The organism is Candidatus Limnocylindrales bacterium (genome assembly GCA_035626395.1).
Taxonomy (GTDB): domain Bacteria; phylum Desulfobacterota; class Binatia; order UBA1149; family CAITLU01; genus DASPNH01.
On sequence record DASPNR010000030.1, the window covers coordinates 410,098 to 424,849 of the forward strand.

Annotated in this window: 12 protein-coding genes; 9 read left to right on the forward strand and 3 right to left on the reverse strand. The window is 68.6% G+C overall.

The features are described from left to right. Positions 1-9 precede the first annotated feature (9 nt). The 3 genes from VEC57_11220 (at position 10) to VEC57_11230 (ending at position 4,785) form a co-directional block, all read left to right on the forward strand. Positions 10-1,257 (forward strand): hypothetical protein, encoded by a 1,248-nt coding sequence (locus VEC57_11220; GenBank protein ID HYB99688.1) that lies wholly within the window; start codon positions 10-12, stop codon positions 1,255-1,257. 30 nt (positions 1,258-1,287) lie between these two features. Further along, entirely contained in the window at positions 1,288-2,046 is a 759-nt protein-coding gene (locus VEC57_11225; GenBank protein ID HYB99689.1) for a DUF374 domain-containing protein, read from the forward strand. A gap of 372 nt (positions 2,047-2,418) precedes the next feature. Further along, positions 2,419-4,785, forward strand: a complete 2,367-nt coding sequence (locus VEC57_11230) for a transglycosylase domain-containing protein (GenBank protein HYB99690.1) — start codon at positions 2,419-2,421, stop codon at positions 4,783-4,785. A gap of 128 nt (positions 4,786-4,913) precedes the next feature. Here VEC57_11230 and VEC57_11235 read toward each other — a convergent pair whose 3' ends face one another. Beyond that, entirely contained in the window at positions 4,914-5,594 is a 681-nt protein-coding gene (locus tag VEC57_11235; protein HYB99691.1) for an NUDIX domain-containing protein, read from the reverse strand. Positions 5,595-5,630: 36 nt separating this feature from the next. After that, on the reverse strand, positions 5,631-6,575 hold the full coding sequence (gene trxB, locus VEC57_11240) for a thioredoxin-disulfide reductase (protein HYB99692.1): 945 nt from the start codon (positions 6,573-6,575) through the stop codon (positions 5,631-5,633). A gap of 128 nt (positions 6,576-6,703) precedes the next feature. Between trxB and moaC the strand changes: the two genes are divergently transcribed. Next, positions 6,704-7,186: a cyclic pyranopterin monophosphate synthase MoaC gene (moaC, locus tag VEC57_11245; protein HYB99693.1), complete on the forward strand. Its 483-nt coding sequence runs from the start codon at positions 6,704-6,706 to the stop codon at positions 7,184-7,186. A gap of 118 nt (positions 7,187-7,304) precedes the next feature. Beyond that, on the forward strand, positions 7,305-8,024 hold the full coding sequence (radC, locus tag VEC57_11250) for a DNA repair protein RadC (protein ID HYB99694.1): 720 nt from the start codon (positions 7,305-7,307) through the stop codon (positions 8,022-8,024). A 209-nt stretch (positions 8,025-8,233) separates the two neighbouring features. On the opposite strand, the gene VEC57_11255 is transcribed toward radC, so the two are convergent. Beyond that, on the reverse strand, positions 8,234-8,671 hold the full coding sequence (locus VEC57_11255; protein ID HYB99695.1) for a single-stranded DNA-binding protein: 438 nt from the start codon (positions 8,669-8,671) through the stop codon (positions 8,234-8,236). Between the two features lie 117 nt (positions 8,672-8,788). On the opposite strand from VEC57_11255, the gene VEC57_11260 reads away from it, so the two are divergent. The 4 genes from VEC57_11260 to VEC57_11275 all read left to right on the forward strand — a co-directional run bounded on the left by VEC57_11260 (position 8,789) and on the right by VEC57_11275 (position 14,650). After that, on the forward strand, positions 8,789-9,550 hold the full coding sequence (locus VEC57_11260) for a lysophospholipid acyltransferase family protein (protein ID HYB99696.1): 762 nt from the start codon (positions 8,789-8,791) through the stop codon (positions 9,548-9,550). A 13-nt stretch (positions 9,551-9,563) separates the two neighbouring features. Then, positions 9,564-11,225, forward strand: a complete 1,662-nt coding sequence (locus tag VEC57_11265) for a ribonuclease J (GenBank protein ID HYB99697.1) — start codon at positions 9,564-9,566, stop codon at positions 11,223-11,225. 250 nt (positions 11,226-11,475) lie between these two features. Next, positions 11,476-12,291: an undecaprenyl-diphosphate phosphatase gene (locus VEC57_11270; protein ID HYB99698.1), complete on the forward strand. Its 816-nt coding sequence runs from the start codon at positions 11,476-11,478 to the stop codon at positions 12,289-12,291. After that, entirely contained in the window at positions 12,284-14,650 is a 2,367-nt protein-coding gene (locus tag VEC57_11275; GenBank protein HYB99699.1) for a DNA translocase FtsK, read from the forward strand. Before VEC57_11270 ends, VEC57_11275 begins: the two co-directional genes overlap by 8 nt. Positions 14,651-14,752: the final 102 nt, after the last annotated feature.

Genomic DNA, 14,752 nt, shown 5'->3' on the forward strand with positions numbered 1-14,752 from the left:
GGTCGCGCGATGCCACGCATCGGCCGCTACGAGAACCCGTACCTGACCGTCGAGTTCCACCGCGAACCGCCACGCGGCACGACCACGCGCGTGCTGGGCTTGCAGAGCGAGGACCGCGCCAACAGCCACGGCGTGCTGTGGCTGCCGCCGGGGCCGCAGCCGCCGACGGTGCTGACGCTGATGCATCCGCGCGCCGACTTCCTGCGGCACTACGCGGTGCCGGGCCTGCTCGAGGCCGGCTTCGCGGTGCTGACGCAGAACAGCCGCTGGGTCGGCAACGATTCCACCCTCATCCACGAGCAGGCGCTGCTCGATGTCGCGGCCGGAATGCGCGCCCTTCGCGAGCTAGGCTTCCAGAACGTGGTTCCCATCGGCAACAGCGGCGGCGGCGCGCTCTTCTCGTTCTACATGCAGCAGGCGCACGCCGGCTCCGGGCGGCGCCTGACCGAGACGGCAGCCGGCGATCCCTTCGATCTGAACCGCTTCCACATGCCGCCGGTCGACGCCGTCGTCTATCTGGCTGCGCATCCGGGAGAGGGGTTGTTCCTCCTGCATGCCATCGACGCATCGGTGGTCGACGAGGACGATCCGGTCGCCTGCGACGCGGAGCTGGACATGTACGATCCGCGCAACGGCTTCGCGCAGCCGCCGCAGCCGTCGCGTTACAGCGAGGAGTTTCTCTCCCGCTACCGCCAGGCGCAGAGGGCGCGCGTCGAGCGCATCGACCGCCGTGCGCGCGCGCTGGTGGCGCGAAAGCGGGCCGCACGCCGCCGCGCCGCCGACAACCCCGGCGATACCGCGTCATGGCGCGAGGCCGTCGCCACGCGCTTCATGACCGTCTATCGCACGGAGGCCGACCCGGCCTACGTCGATCCATCCATCGACGCATCGAACCGCGACTACGGCTCGCTGTGGACGCACCGCCCCGACCTCTTCAACTACGGTCCATTCGGATTCTCGCGCCTGGTGACGCCGGAGGCGTGGCTGTCGACCTGGTCGGGCCTTTCCTCGCGCGCCTCGATTCCCTTGGCGGGGCCATCGATCACCGTGCCGGCGATCGTCGTGGCCTACAGCGGCGACAACGGCGTCTTTCGCCGCGACGCCCGGCTCATCCACGACAGCCTGGCCACGGACGACAAGCGCCTGGTCGAGCTGGAGGGTGATCACTACGGCTTTCCCGCGGCCGGCCGCAGCGAATGGGGACGCGATCGCGCGGTCTCGGTCATCGTCGAGTGGCTGCGCGAGAAGGGCTACTGAGGCGCCGCGGGCACCTTGCGCGAATCATCCTTGGAAGGGACCGACGACCTCGAGCACCTGCCGGCGGGGCGACGACGCAAGAAGCACGTCGTGGCGTGGCTGGCGCGGCGTCTTCCCGCCGTCTACATCGCCTACATGCGCCTGGTCTACGCGACCAGCCGCATCGACGATTCCGCACTCGAGGTGCTGCGCGAGCGCAAGCGCACGCACCAGGCGACGCTGCTGCTGCTGCTGCATCAGGACGTGTTCGTGGCGCCGTACTTCCTGCGCGGCCTGCAGGTGTGCGGCCTCGCCAATGTCGGCGACGCCGGCGACTTCATCGCCTTCGCCATGGACGCGCTCGGCCACAGCTCCGTACGCGGCGGCTCCAGCTCGCGCGACAGCCGCCGCCGCACGCTGTCGGCGGTGCGCGAGCTGGTGCGCTTCGGACGCAGCCGCGCCGAGGAAGGTTTCGTCATCTCCATTACGCCGGACGGCTCGCGCGGCCCGGCCGGGGCCTGCAAGGCCGGCTTCGCATTCGTGGCGCTGGAGACGGGGGCAGCCATCTACTGCATGAAGATCCAGGCCGCGCCGGCGTGGTTCCTGCCGACGTGGGATCGCACGATGGTGCCGCTGCCGTTCGGGCGGCTGTGGGCCGAGGTGTCGCAGGCGATCGTGGTGGAGCCCGGAGCACGCGCCGCCGATCTGGAGCTCGTCCGCGCACGAGCCGAAGAAGAGCTGCATCGCGTGCATGCGCTTGCGTTCGCGCGTGCCGGTCGCCGTGCGGTGCCGGAGCTGCAGCGCCTGTGACGCCGTAATTCCGCCCCGGCATGATCGCTGCCCGACGCTGCGCAGAGTTTGATCCCGATCGCGGCCCGGCGGCGACTGGCGGGCCGCACCGCGGGCAGGTCCGAAGTGAATTCGGTCGCGATCCCTCCTATGATGTTCGTTCGATGACCGCGCCTGGCGTTGCAGAGCAGCGCGGCGCGAGGCTGCAGAGGATGAGGGGCTGAGCGTCATGGATACGGCGCCGCGCCATTCCATGAAGAGGGGATGCGCCAGGCGTCGCGATTCGTCACGACGTGAGGCGAGGCAGAGGATGCAGCGGGAACCGAAGTGGCCGCTCGACGAGTTCATTCCTACAAGAAGAGGCCACCGCCCCGGCGCGGCCCTCGGCGCCGCTTGCGCCGCGGCCTCGTGCTCGCCGCCGTCGTGGTGCTGGCCGGCGGCGGAGTCTATCTCTCACGCCTCTACACGGATCTGTCCGCGCTGATCGAGCGGCGCCAGGCTGCACTTTCCTCTTCGATCTACTCGGCTCCACACGCCATCGAGGCCGGTCAGGACCTCGAGGGCAGCCGTCTGCTCGATCGTCTCGCGTCGCTTCACTATTCGCTCGTGGAAGGCCAACCCGCGCCCGGACAGTATTCTAGGGAAGGTGCGAATCTGGTCGTGCACCTGCGCGGCTATTCGCACGGGCCGATGCGCCACCCCGCTGCGCTGCTTCGGGTGAAGGTGGAGAAGGGACGGATTGCGGCAGTCACCGACGGCGCCGGCAATCCCGCGCGCCAGGCGACGCTCGAACCGCAGGCGATCGGCCGCCTGGCCTCCGGCGCTCCGGCCGAGCGCATCGAGGCGCGGCTTTCGGATCAGCAGCCGTACCTCGTCGGCGGGCTGCTAGCGACGGAAGACCAGTTCTTCTACTGGCACCCGGGCTTCAACCCCGTGCGCATCGTCGCGGCTGCCATCGCCGACGTTCGCGCGGGGCGGCTGGCGCAGGGCGCCAGCACGCTGACGCAGCAGCTTGCGCGCACGTTCCTGGAGCGACGCGAGCGCAGCTTCTCGCGAAAGCTGCTCGAGCTCGCCACGGCCATCGTGCTCGAGGTGCGTCTGACCAAGGACGAGATCCTCGAGCGCTACATCAACGACGTCTCGCTCGGCGCGCACGCCGGAGCTCCCATTCACGGGATGCCGCAGGCGGCGCGCTACTTCTACGACAGGGATCTGTCGCAAGTGACGCCGGCGCAGGCGGCCACGCTGATCGGCATGGTGCAGGCGCCGACGATGTACGATCCGCGCCGGCATCCCGAAGCGTCCAGGAAAAGACGCGACGCCGTGCTCGGCATCATGAGGCGCGAAGGCGTCATCGACGAGGCCACCTACGCAGCGGCCGTGGCCTCGCCCATCGAGGTCCGCACGCCGCCTGCGCTGCGACGGGCTCCCTATTTCACCGACTACGTGACCGCCGAGCTGGCCAGGCTGCCTGGCATCGGCACCGACCTGGCCGGGCTGAAGGTCTTCACGACGCTGGACGCAGCCGTTCAGGACACCGCTGCCGAGGCCGTGCGCGCCAACATCGAGCGGCTCGAAAAGAGCTATCGCGGCCTTCGCGGCAGCGGCACCAAGTCGCAGAAGCTGCAGAGCGCAGCCGTGGTGCTCGACGCACGCACCGGCGCGATTCGCGCGCTGATCGGTGGGCGCAGCTACGCCGAGAGCCAGTTCAATCGTGCGGCCTTCGCGCTGCGGCAGCCGGGCTCGGCCTTCAAGCCGATCGTCTACCTGGCCGCCATGGATCCTGAGCGCTCGCCGATCGATCCGCCGCTGACGCTGGCCTCGTTGCTGCCCGACGAGCCGATGAGCTTCGGCGGCTGGTCGCCGGAGAACCACGAGCACCAGTTCCGGCTGCGGGCCACCGCCGCCACCGCGCTGGCCGAATCGCTCAACGTTCCGGCGGCCTACCTCGGAAGCCGCGTCGGCCCCGAGCGGATCGTGCGCACCGCCCGCGAGCTGGGGATTCCGCAGGACCTGCAGCCGCTGCTGCCGATCTCCATCGGTGCCGAAGAGACGACGGTGCTGGATCTGACGGCGGCGTATCAAGTCATCGCCAACGGCGGCACGCGATCGCCCGTGTATGCGGTCGAGTCGGTCGTTGCCGCCGACGGCACCGAGATCTACCGGCACGCCGAGCGTCGCGACCCCGTCGTCGATGCCGACGTCGCCTACCTCGTCACGGCCGGGCTGAAGATGGCCATGCGCTCGGGCACCGGCGCCAGCGCCGCCGGGCTGGGCCTGAAGGTGCCGGCTGCGGGCAAGACCGGCACGACGCAGGATTACAGGGATGCTTGGTTCGTCGGCTACACGCCCGATGTCGTCTGCGGCGTCTGGGTCGGCTTCGATACTCCCAAGAGCACCGGCTTGACGGGCGCGCAGGCGGCACTGCCGGCATGGGTGAAGATCGTGCAGCGCTCGGCGGTGCGCAGCGAAGACTTTGCGGTCCCCGACGGCATCGTCACCGCAACCATCGATCCGGAGTCCGGCGGCCTCGGCACGCCGTCATGCCCGCGGCGCGTGACGCTGCCGTTCCTCGACGGCACCGATCCCACGGCGCCCTGCGAATTGCATGGGACCTACGACGTCGCGGCCGCTCCCGAAGGCTGGGGCGGCTGGCAGCTCTCCGAACGCGAGCCGGCGCGCGAAGAGCCGCCACGCGAGCAGCGCCCGAACGTGTTCAAGAAGGTGGGCAAGTTCTTCGGCTCGCTGTTCCGGCGCTAGGCGGCCGCTGCGCCGGCACGCACCGCCGGTTCCGCGCGGGGCGCCGCTGCGGCAAGCACCGGCTGCGCGGCGCTACAAGAGGCGCATGGTGCTCCGCCGACGATGCGCATCCGCGCATGCGCCGGCTCTCACCGCTGCAGCGAATTGCGCCAGGTCAGGAACGGCGGCTCGCGCTCCTCGCCTGCGAGGCGACGGCGGATTTCGCCGATGACGAAGCGCGTGACGCTGGGAAGGTCGAGCTGCTCGGCCTGCTCGAGATCGAACCACTCCACGTGCAGCAGCTCCTCGCCGCTGGACTGCGGCCGCTCATCGAGCAGGACCTCCTCGGCGCGCGCAAAGAAGAAGCGCGCGTCGAACCGGCGCGGCCGCTGCGGCGGCGTGATGGCGCGGCAGATGAACGTGAAGCGCGACAGATCGGGCGCCGCGCCGTGCCGCGCGTACTCCTGCCACTGCAAGGGCACGCGCCCACGCAGCGCACCGGCCCTGCCGACCACCAACCCCGTTTCCTCGAACGTTTCGCGCACCGCCGCCAGCGGGAACGCGCGCGTGCGGCGCCGCACGCTGCCCTCCGCCAGCCGCCGCTCGATCTCCGGCAGCAGCTCGCACGCCGCCGGCGCATGCGCGTCGCAGCGGTCGACGCGGCCGCCGGGAAAGACCCATTTGTTGGGCATGAAGACGTGGCCGCGCGAGCGCTGGCCCATGAGAATGCGCGGGCGCGGCCCGTCGCTGCGAACCAGGACGAGCGTGGCGGCATCTTTCGGCCGCAGCGCGCGCGTCCTTTCTTGCGTCTTCGGCTCGGTGTCCGGCACTGAAAGTCTGCGCCGCCAGCGCCGTCGCGGCGCCCTCTACGCCGCGTGCTGGCCTTCGAGCCAGCGCTCCGCATCGATCGAAGCCATGCATCCACTGCCGGCCGCGGTCACGGCCTGCCTGTACGTGCTGTCCTGCACGTCGCCGCAGGCGAAGACACCCTCGACGCTGGTGTAGGTGCTGCCGGGGCGCGTGACGATGTAGCCCTTGGAGTCCAGCTCGAGCTGCCCTTCGAAGATGCTGGTGTTGGGAACGTGTCCGATGGCCATGAAGATGCCGTCGCACTCGATCTCGGAGACCTCGCCCGTGATCGTGTCGCGTACGCGCACCGCCTTGACGCCGCCGGCGGCCGCATCGCCGAGGATGTCTTCGACCGCGACGTTGAGACGAAACGAGATGCGCTGGTTGTTGCGCGCACGGTCGAGCATGATCTTGGAGGCACGAAACTCCTCGCGCCGGTGAAGGATGGTGACCGAGCTGGCGAACTTGGTCAGGAAGTTGGCCTCTTCCATGGCCGAGTCGCCGCCGCCGACGACCAGGACCTTCTTGTCGCGAAAGAAGAAGCCGTCGCAGGTCGCGCATGCCGAGACGCCGTGCCCCATCAGCCGCATCTCCGACTCCAGGCCGAGCAGGCGCGCCTTGGCGCCGGTGGCGATGATGAGGGCGTCACACGTGAAGGTCGTGCTCTCGGTACGAAGGGTGAACGGGCGCCTGGTCAGATCGACGGAGGTGATGTCGCCGACGGCAAAGAGGGTGCCGAACTTGGCCGCCTGCTCGCGAAACTCGTTCATCATGTCGGGGCCGAGCACGCCCTTGGGATAGCCGGGGAAATTCTCGACCTCGGTGGTGATCGTCAGCTGTCCGCCCGGCTGCGTGCCTTCGACGACGAGCGGGACCAGGTTGGCGCGCGACGAGTACAGCGCCGCGGTCAGGCCGGCCGGTCCGGAACCCAGAATGATCACCTTGTGATGCTCTGTCGTCATCGTCGTCTCTGCGTCGCCCTTGCGCTATGGTCCGTGTGCGCGATGTTGCGCGAGCCTGCCGGGTGGTGTTCTGCACCGCGTCGAGGGAGGCCTTGCGGATATAAGAACTCCCAGGAAGGCATGCAACCATGTCCGAGCTGACACATCTCGACGAAAAGGGCCGCGCGCGCATGGTGGACGTCGGGGCAAAGGACGTCACCGAGCGGCGCGCAGTGGCGCGAGCGCGACTGCGCACGGATGCTTCGACGCTGGCGCGCATCCTTGCCGGCGATCTTCCGAAAGGCGACGTTCTGGCGGTGGCTCGCACGGCCGGCATCATGGCGGCCAAGCAGACGCCGATGCTGATTCCGCTCTGTCATCCGCTGCCGCTCTCGGCCGTGGAAGTCTCGTTCAGGGCAGGCGCCGACGCCGGAGTGCTCGAGATCGAGGCGCGAGTCGCGGTCACCGCGCGAACGGGTGCGGAGATGGAGGCGCTGACGGCAGCGACCATTGCCGGCCTGACCGTCTACGACATGTGCAAGGCGGTGGACAAGACGATGGTGCTGACCGACGTGCGGCTGGTGGAGAAGAGCGGCGGGCGCAGCGGGGAGTTCCGCCGGCAGGGCGAGTAGCCGGCAGCGCAGGCGCCAAGCGATCATCGGCATCTTCTGCAACCGCCCCCATTCCCGGGCGCGCTTCATTACATCCCGGTCGCTGACGTCGGCGGAGCATGCGGCGTACGCTCGCGCCATGAGCAGTCCGGACTCGGCAGCAGGCGTTCCGCGCGCGCACGATTCCTCTCCGCAGGCCTGGCCGCAGGGCGAGCGTCCGCGCGAGCGGCTTCTCGAGCAGGGCGCGGCGGTGCTGAGCGACGGCGAGATCCTAGCGGTCGTTCTCGGCACCGGCCACGCCGGCGCCGGCAGCGCACTCTTCGTCGCGCGCTCGTTGCTGACATCGTTCACGGACCTTCGCGGCATCGTCAGCGCCTCCGTGCGCGAACTGCAGGCGGTGCCCGGCGTCGGACGCGTGCGCGCGGCCAGGCTCCAGGCGATCGGCGAGCTGGCGCGCCGACTGCATTCGCAGCCGCTGGAGCCGGGTGCGACGCTTTCGTCCTCGGCAGCCGTGCACGCGCACTTCGGGCCGCTGCTGATCGACGACAAGCGCGAAAGCTTCTACTGCGTGCTGCTGGACGGAAAGAACCGCTTGATGGGGAAGGTGCGCATCTCGCAGGGCTCGCTCGGCGCCTCGCTGGTTCATCCGCGCGAAGCGTTTCGTCCCGCAGTGCGCGAGGCGGCGGCGGCGGTGCTGTTCGTGCACAACCATCCGAGCGGAGATCCCACGCCGAGCGTGGAAGACCGCCGGATAACCGACCGGCTGCGCCGCGTCGGCGAGCTGATGGGTATCTCGGTGCTCGACCACGTCATCGTCGGGCGCGGAAAGTACTATTCGTTCGCGGACAGTGGTTGGTGAACGGACAGTGGTCGGTGCGGAGACTGCGTGCAATGCTCGAACGCTCGTCGCCGCGTGCAACGCAGGCGCGGCCGCGGACTTGTCTGCGGCGGACCGCGCCGCGCATCGCGCTTCGTGTCCGCTTGGACATGCCCGTCGCCGCGCCCTGGCGCGAGGGCAGCCGGCAGAAGGCGCCGCGCCAGTGAGCGCGGCGCCTTCTGCCGTGTGATCTAAAAAGGAATGTCGTCGTCGTTGTGGGCCGGGCCCATGTCGTCCATGCCAGCGCCCATTCCGCCGCGGTCGCCGCGATCGGCGCGATCTGCGCGATCACCGCCCGGGCCGCCGCCGATGAACTGAACGCGATCCGCAACGATTTCGGTGGTGTAGCGATCGCTGCCGCTCTGGTCCTGCCATTTGCGCGTCTGCAGGCGCCCCTCGACGAAGACGGTTCGGCCCTTGCTGAGGTACTGCTTGCAGTTCTCGGCGGCGCGGCCCCAGACGACCACGCTGTGCCATTCGGTGCGCTCCTGGCGCTGGCCATTGGCATCCTGCCACGACTCGTTCGTCGCCAGTCGAAGGGTAGTGACCGCCTTCCCACCCGAGGTATGTCGCAGCTCGGGATCTTGACCGAGATTGCCAAGAATCATGACCTTGTTTAGTGATGCCATACTACCCTCTCGCGTGTACGTCCGCTGAATTTTCGGGGAGGCTAAAGCCGCACCTGGACATAGTCAATGACGGAGACGTGCTAGGATGAAAGCCGAACCGGTGCGTTGCCGGGCAAGATGATGAAGCTTGTCGTGGCCTACATTCGGCTGCTCGCATTCTTCGCTTTCACCGCGATCTGGATGCCCATCGTCATGCTGGCGATCGTTCTGGTGCCGGGGTCGTTCGTCTACTACCAGGTCGCCGCGCCCTGGATCACCGGCCTTCTCAAGCTCTTTGGCGCCACAGTGGTGCCGCACGGACTGGAGAAGCTTCGCTTCGACCGCGAGTACGTCATACTTTCCAACCATCGAAGCCAGCTCGATCCTCCGGCCATCGCCAGCCTGCTGCTGCCGCGCGTGACGCGCTGGGTGGCCAAGAAGGAGCTCAGGCGCGTGCCGATTCTCGGACAGGCGCTGCAGATGAGCGGACAGATCTTCATCGATCGGGGCGATCCAAGCGCGGCGGTCGAAGAGCTGTCGCGCCACACACGCGATCGCGGCGTAATCATCTGCTTCTTTCCAGAAGGACATCGCTCGTCCACCTACAAGCTGCTGCCTTTCAAGAAGGGCGGCGCGGCTTTCGCGATCAGCGCTGGCCTTCCGGTGGTGCCGGTGGCGATCTCCGGATCCGAGATCGCGCTGCCGAATCATTCCATCGTTTCGTCGCCGGCCACGATCCACGTTGCATTCGGCGACCCGATCGAGACCTCGGGCATGACCGCCGACGACCGCGTCGCGCTGACCGAGCGCGTGCGTGACGAGATCCAGCGCATGCTGCAGGAGCTCGATCCGCATCCCCAACCCGTTGCCGCTCCCAAACCGGCCGCCGCGGCGGCGTGAAGGAACCTTCTCGATGCCTACCGCTCCTCTTCGCATCATCCCGCTCGGTGGCCTGGGCGAGTTCGGCCTCAACTGCATGGTGATCGAGCGTGGCGACGACGCCATCGCCGTCGACTGCGGCGTGATGTTCCCGCTCGATCACATGATGGGAATCGATCTGGTCATTCCCGACCTCGGCTACCTGCGCAGCCTCGGGGACAAGTTCAAGGGCTTCGTCATCACGCACGGGCACGAGGACCACATCGGGGCGCTGCCGTTCGTCTGGGGCGAGTTCAACGTGCCGGCGTTCGCCACGCCCTTCACCGCCGGGCTGATCCGCGAAAGGCTCGAGGACCGCACGCACCTGTCGGGCAAGCAGATCGAGATCTACCGCGACGGCGACACCTTCTCGCTCGGCGGCTTCGAGATGGAGGCCCTGCCGGTCACGCACAGCATCGTGGACGCCTGCTCGATCGCGATCCGCAGCCAGGGCGAGACGATCATTCACACCGGCGACTTCAAGATCGATCCGACGCCGATCGACGGACGCGACTTCGCGCTCGAGCGTTTCCGGCAGCTCGGCGACGAAGGAGTGCGGGTGCTGCTTTCGGACTCGACCAACATCGAGAGCGAAGGGCACAGCGGCTCCGAGGCGCTGGTGCGCGGATGGCTGGAGCCGATGTTCGCTGCAACCCGCGGGCGCGTGTTCGTGACCACGTTCGCCTCCCACATCCATCGCATGGCTGCGGTGCTCTCGCTGGCCGAGCAGTTCGGGCGCAAGGTGGCGATGGTGGGACGGCGCATGGAATCCAACGCGGCGCTGGCCACGCACACCGGGCATCTGCGCATCCCGCCCGGCATCCTCATCGACCAGAAGGAGGCGGCGCGCCTTCCGCGCGAGAAGGTCTGCTATCTGATCACCGGATCGCAGGGCGAGCCGCGCTCGGCGCTGATGCGCGTGGCGATGTGCGAGATGCGCGACGTCGAGCCGGGCCCCGGCGATGCCGTGATCTTCTCGTCCAAGACCATACCGGGCAATGACCGGGCGGTCGCGCACATCATCGACCAGCTCTACAAGCTCGGCTGCGAGGTCTACTACCCGCGCCGCTCGCGCGCGCACGTCTCCGGGCACGCCTGCAAGGACGAGCTGCGCACCATGCTCGAGCTGACCCGGCCCGACTACTTCGTCCCCGTGCACGGCGAGTACCGCAACCTGCTGCACCATGCGCGTCTGGCCGAAGAGACCGGCGTGCCGGCGCAGAACTGCTTCCGCATCACCGACGGCGACGTCCTCGAGATCGACGGGGACGGCGCGCGTGTGGCCGGTCAGGTCACGGTCGGCCGCGTCATGGTGGACGGCGCGGTTCTCGGCGTTCTCGACGAGGCGGTGGTGCGCGATCGCCGCCACATCTCGCAGGACGGCATGGTGATGGTGATCCTGGCGGTAGCGCAGCAGACCGGCACGATCCTGACCGGGCCCGAGTTCATCATGCGCGGCGTGGTCACCGGTGAGGACGAGGAGATCGACGACGAACCGCTGCGCCGCGCCGTCGTCGACACCGTACGCGCCATGCCGCGCGCGGCGGTGGGCGACCGTGACGAGCTGCAGGAGGAAGTGCGCCTGGCCGTGCGCCGCTTCTTCCGGCGCGTGCACGGCTCGCGGCCGGTGGTCGTGCCGTACGTGATGGAGCTGTGAGTCGCGCGAGGCGCGGCTGCCTGCGGCTCCGCACCTTTGGATCGCACGGGCGACGCAAGCCGCAGCCCGTCTGAAGGAGCGCCGTACCGTCTGCAGGCGCGCCGCATGCGCGATGCGGTCGGCAGGAGCGGCGCAAGCGCGCCGTGCGGTGGAAACGCCCGCGCTTCGTGAACAGCCGGGGTTTGTCCGCTGCAGGCCGCGACGTTAGGATCGCGCGTCTCGATTCCAGCGGCAGCGGAGCAGTGGTGGAGTGACGATCGCGCAGGCTCTGATCCTTGGCATCGTCCAGGGGCTCACCGAATTCCTTCCCGTTTCCAGCGACGGTCACCTGGTGATCGTGCAGGAGGTGTTCGGGCTGCGCCCACCCAACGCCGTCGCCTACGACGTTCTTCTTCATCTCGGCACGCTCATCGCCGTCGTCGCCTACTTCTGGCGCGACCTTCTGGACATGGCGCTGGCGCTGCTCGGCCGCGGCGGCGTCGAGCAGCCCGTGCGGCTGCGATGGATCTTTCTTCTGGGGTTGGCCACGGTTCCCGTGGCACTGGCAGGGCTTCTGCTGGAGGACTGGTTCGAGCAGACCTTCCATTCCCTGGCCACGGCCGGCGTAGGCCTGCTCGTCACCGGCACGCTGCTCTCGCTCATCGTCGGCCGCGGGGCCACCGGCCGCATGGCCAAGGACCTGACGGTCCGCGACGCAATCGTCATCGGCGGCATCCAGACGCTGGCCCTGCTCCCGGGCGTCTCGCGCTCGGGCTCGACGCTGTTTGCCGCACTGACCGTCGGAGTGGAGCGCAACACCGCCGCGCGCTTCTCGTTTCTGCTGTCGATCCCTGCCATCGTCGGCGCGCTGGTGCTGAAGGCGCCGGCAGTCCTCGACATGGCCCGGGACGGCAACGCCGCGCCGCTGATCGTCGGTCCCCTGGCGGCGGCCGTGACCGGCTGGCTGGCCATCGAGGTCATGATGCGCGCAATTCGCAGCGGTAGTCTGCGCGGCTTTTCGGTATACTGCTGGGCGACCGGCGCCCTGGTGCTGGTGTGGAGTGTGGTTGGTGGGATCGGTGGCTAGGTCATCCGCGGCAAGCAGGGACCCTTCGCGGCTCTTTCAGGAGGTCGAGGCGATCGTCGCGTCGGCCGTCGGCTTCTTCCTCGTTCTCTGTTTGTTCTCCTACGTGCCCGAATCGCCGGGCGTCAACCACGGCGGGCGCCTCGGCTTCACGCTGGCCAACGTGCTGGTGCAGTGCTTCGGCTACGGGGCCTACGTCTTCCCCGCCGCGCTGGTCAGTGCCGGAGCGGCGCTGTTCATCAGCCGCACCGTCCGTCTCTCGCCGGTTCGGTGCGTGGGCGCCATCTTCCTTCTTCTACTGATGTCGGTGAGCCTGGGCGTTTACCGGCCTCACGTTGCGCCCGAGGCTGCCGGCGGCTGGGTCGGCGGTTTTCTCGGCATGGTCATGGTGCAGGGCCTCGGCGCCGGCGGCTCCACCGTCGCGCTGACGGCGCTGTTCCTCCTCGATTTCATGATGATCACCGGCTACGCGCTCTCCGACGTGCTGCGCGCCATGCAGCGCGCCATCGCCGAGGCCATCGAGTCCGCCCACCACGCCTCGATGTCGGCGCTGCGGCGCGCGGGGCGCCATCTTCGGCAGGGTCTGCCGCGCCTGCGCGGCTTCTCGCTGCGCGATCACCTGCCGAGCCTTGCGCTGCGGCGCCGCCCCGCTGCCGCCGGAGCCGGCGCCACCGGGCCCATGGTCGTCTTCGGCGACGAAGACGAGGACGAGGAGCAGGAGGATCGGGCGGCGCCTGCGCGCAAAGGCAGCTCGGGAATCCAGGTCCTGCGACCGCGACTGGAGCGGCCGGCCAAGAAGAAGAGCGAGCCGGCGCAGGAGGAATTCAGCTTCTCCACCGGCGGCGACTTCCGGCTTCCGCCCGCCAACCTGCTGGGCAAGCGCGACGACCGCTCCGACTACGTCGACGAGCAGACTCTCGTCCAGAGCAGCAGGATCCTCGAGCAGAAGCTGGCCACGTTCGGTGTCGGCGGCCGGGTCACCGCCGTGCGCCCCGGTCCGGTCATCACGACCTACGAGTTCGAGCCCGAGGCGGGCATCAAGGTCAGCCGCGTCGTCAACCTCTGCGATGATCTGACGATGGCGCTGCGCGCGCACGGCGTGCGCATCGTCGCTCCCATTCCGGGCAAGAACTGCGTCGGCATCGAGGTCTCCAACAAGAATCGCGCAACGGTCGGTCTGCGTGATCTGATCGATGCGGACGAGTTCCGCAGCCACCGCTCCTCGCTGGCGCTGGCGCTCGGACGCGACACGACCGGGCTGCCGATGTACGCCGACCTGGCCAAGATGCCGCATCTGCTGATGGCGGGCGCCACGGGAACCGGCAAGTCGGTGGCGCTCAACACCTACATCGTTTCGATCCTCTGCAAGGCCACGCCGAACGACGTGCGCTTCATCATGATCGATCCGAAGATGCTCGAGCTGTCGCTCTACGAGGGCATCCCGCATCTGCTCGTGCCGGTGGTCACCGACGTCAAGAAGGCGGCCGCCGCGCTGGCCAACGTGATGCGCGAGATGGACCGGCGCTTCGAGCTGATGAAGGACAAGAAGGTCCGCAGCCTCGACGACTACAACAAGCGCATCGCCGAGGAGAAGGCGGCGGCGGAGGCGGCGGCCAAGCTCAAGCCGAAGAAGAAGGTCGTCGAGGTCGAGGAGGAGGACGAACAGGGAGAGGAGGCCGAGACGGTGGCTCCCAAGGAAGCCGCCTTGCAGCACGAGCACCTGCCGCGCGTGGTCGTCATCATCGACGAGCTGGCGGACCTGATGATGACGGTGGGGCGGGAGGTGGAGTCGGCCATCACGCGCCTGGCGCAGAAGGCGCGCGCAGCCGGAATTCACCTGATCGTTGCCACGCAGCGTCCCTCGGTCGACGTCATCACGGGTCTCATCAAGGCGAATTTCCCATCACGCATTTCCTTCCAGGTAACGTCGCGCCCCGACTCGCGCACGATCCTGGACACGGTCGGCGCCGACCGGCTGCTCGGCAATGGCGATGCGCTGTACATGGCGCCGGGCACCTCGTTCCTTCAGCGCCTGCATGGCGCGCTGATCACGGACCTGGAGATCAAGGACATCGTCGACTTCCTGCGACGCCAGGGCGCGCCCGAGTACCAGATGGACATGCTGGAGACCGCGGCCGGCGAGGCGGGCGAGGAGGAAGGCGAGGAATTCTTCGACGAGCTCTACGATCGCTCGGTCGAGCTCGTCACCCAGCACCAGCAGGGCTCCACCTCCTGGCTGCAGCGCAAGCTCGGCATCGGCTACAACCGCGCCGCCCGCATCATCGAGCAGATGGAGCGCGAAGGCGTCGTCGGCCCTCCCGACGGCGCCAAGCCCCGAAAGGTTCTGGCCCAGGCGCTGTAGAGGCGGATCGGCTCTGCCGCGCGGCCACCTGCATCGGCCGTCGAACCCTGACGCACGGCCCGGCCTCGCTGCACCTGCCGGCGGCGGAAGCGGCTGCGCGCG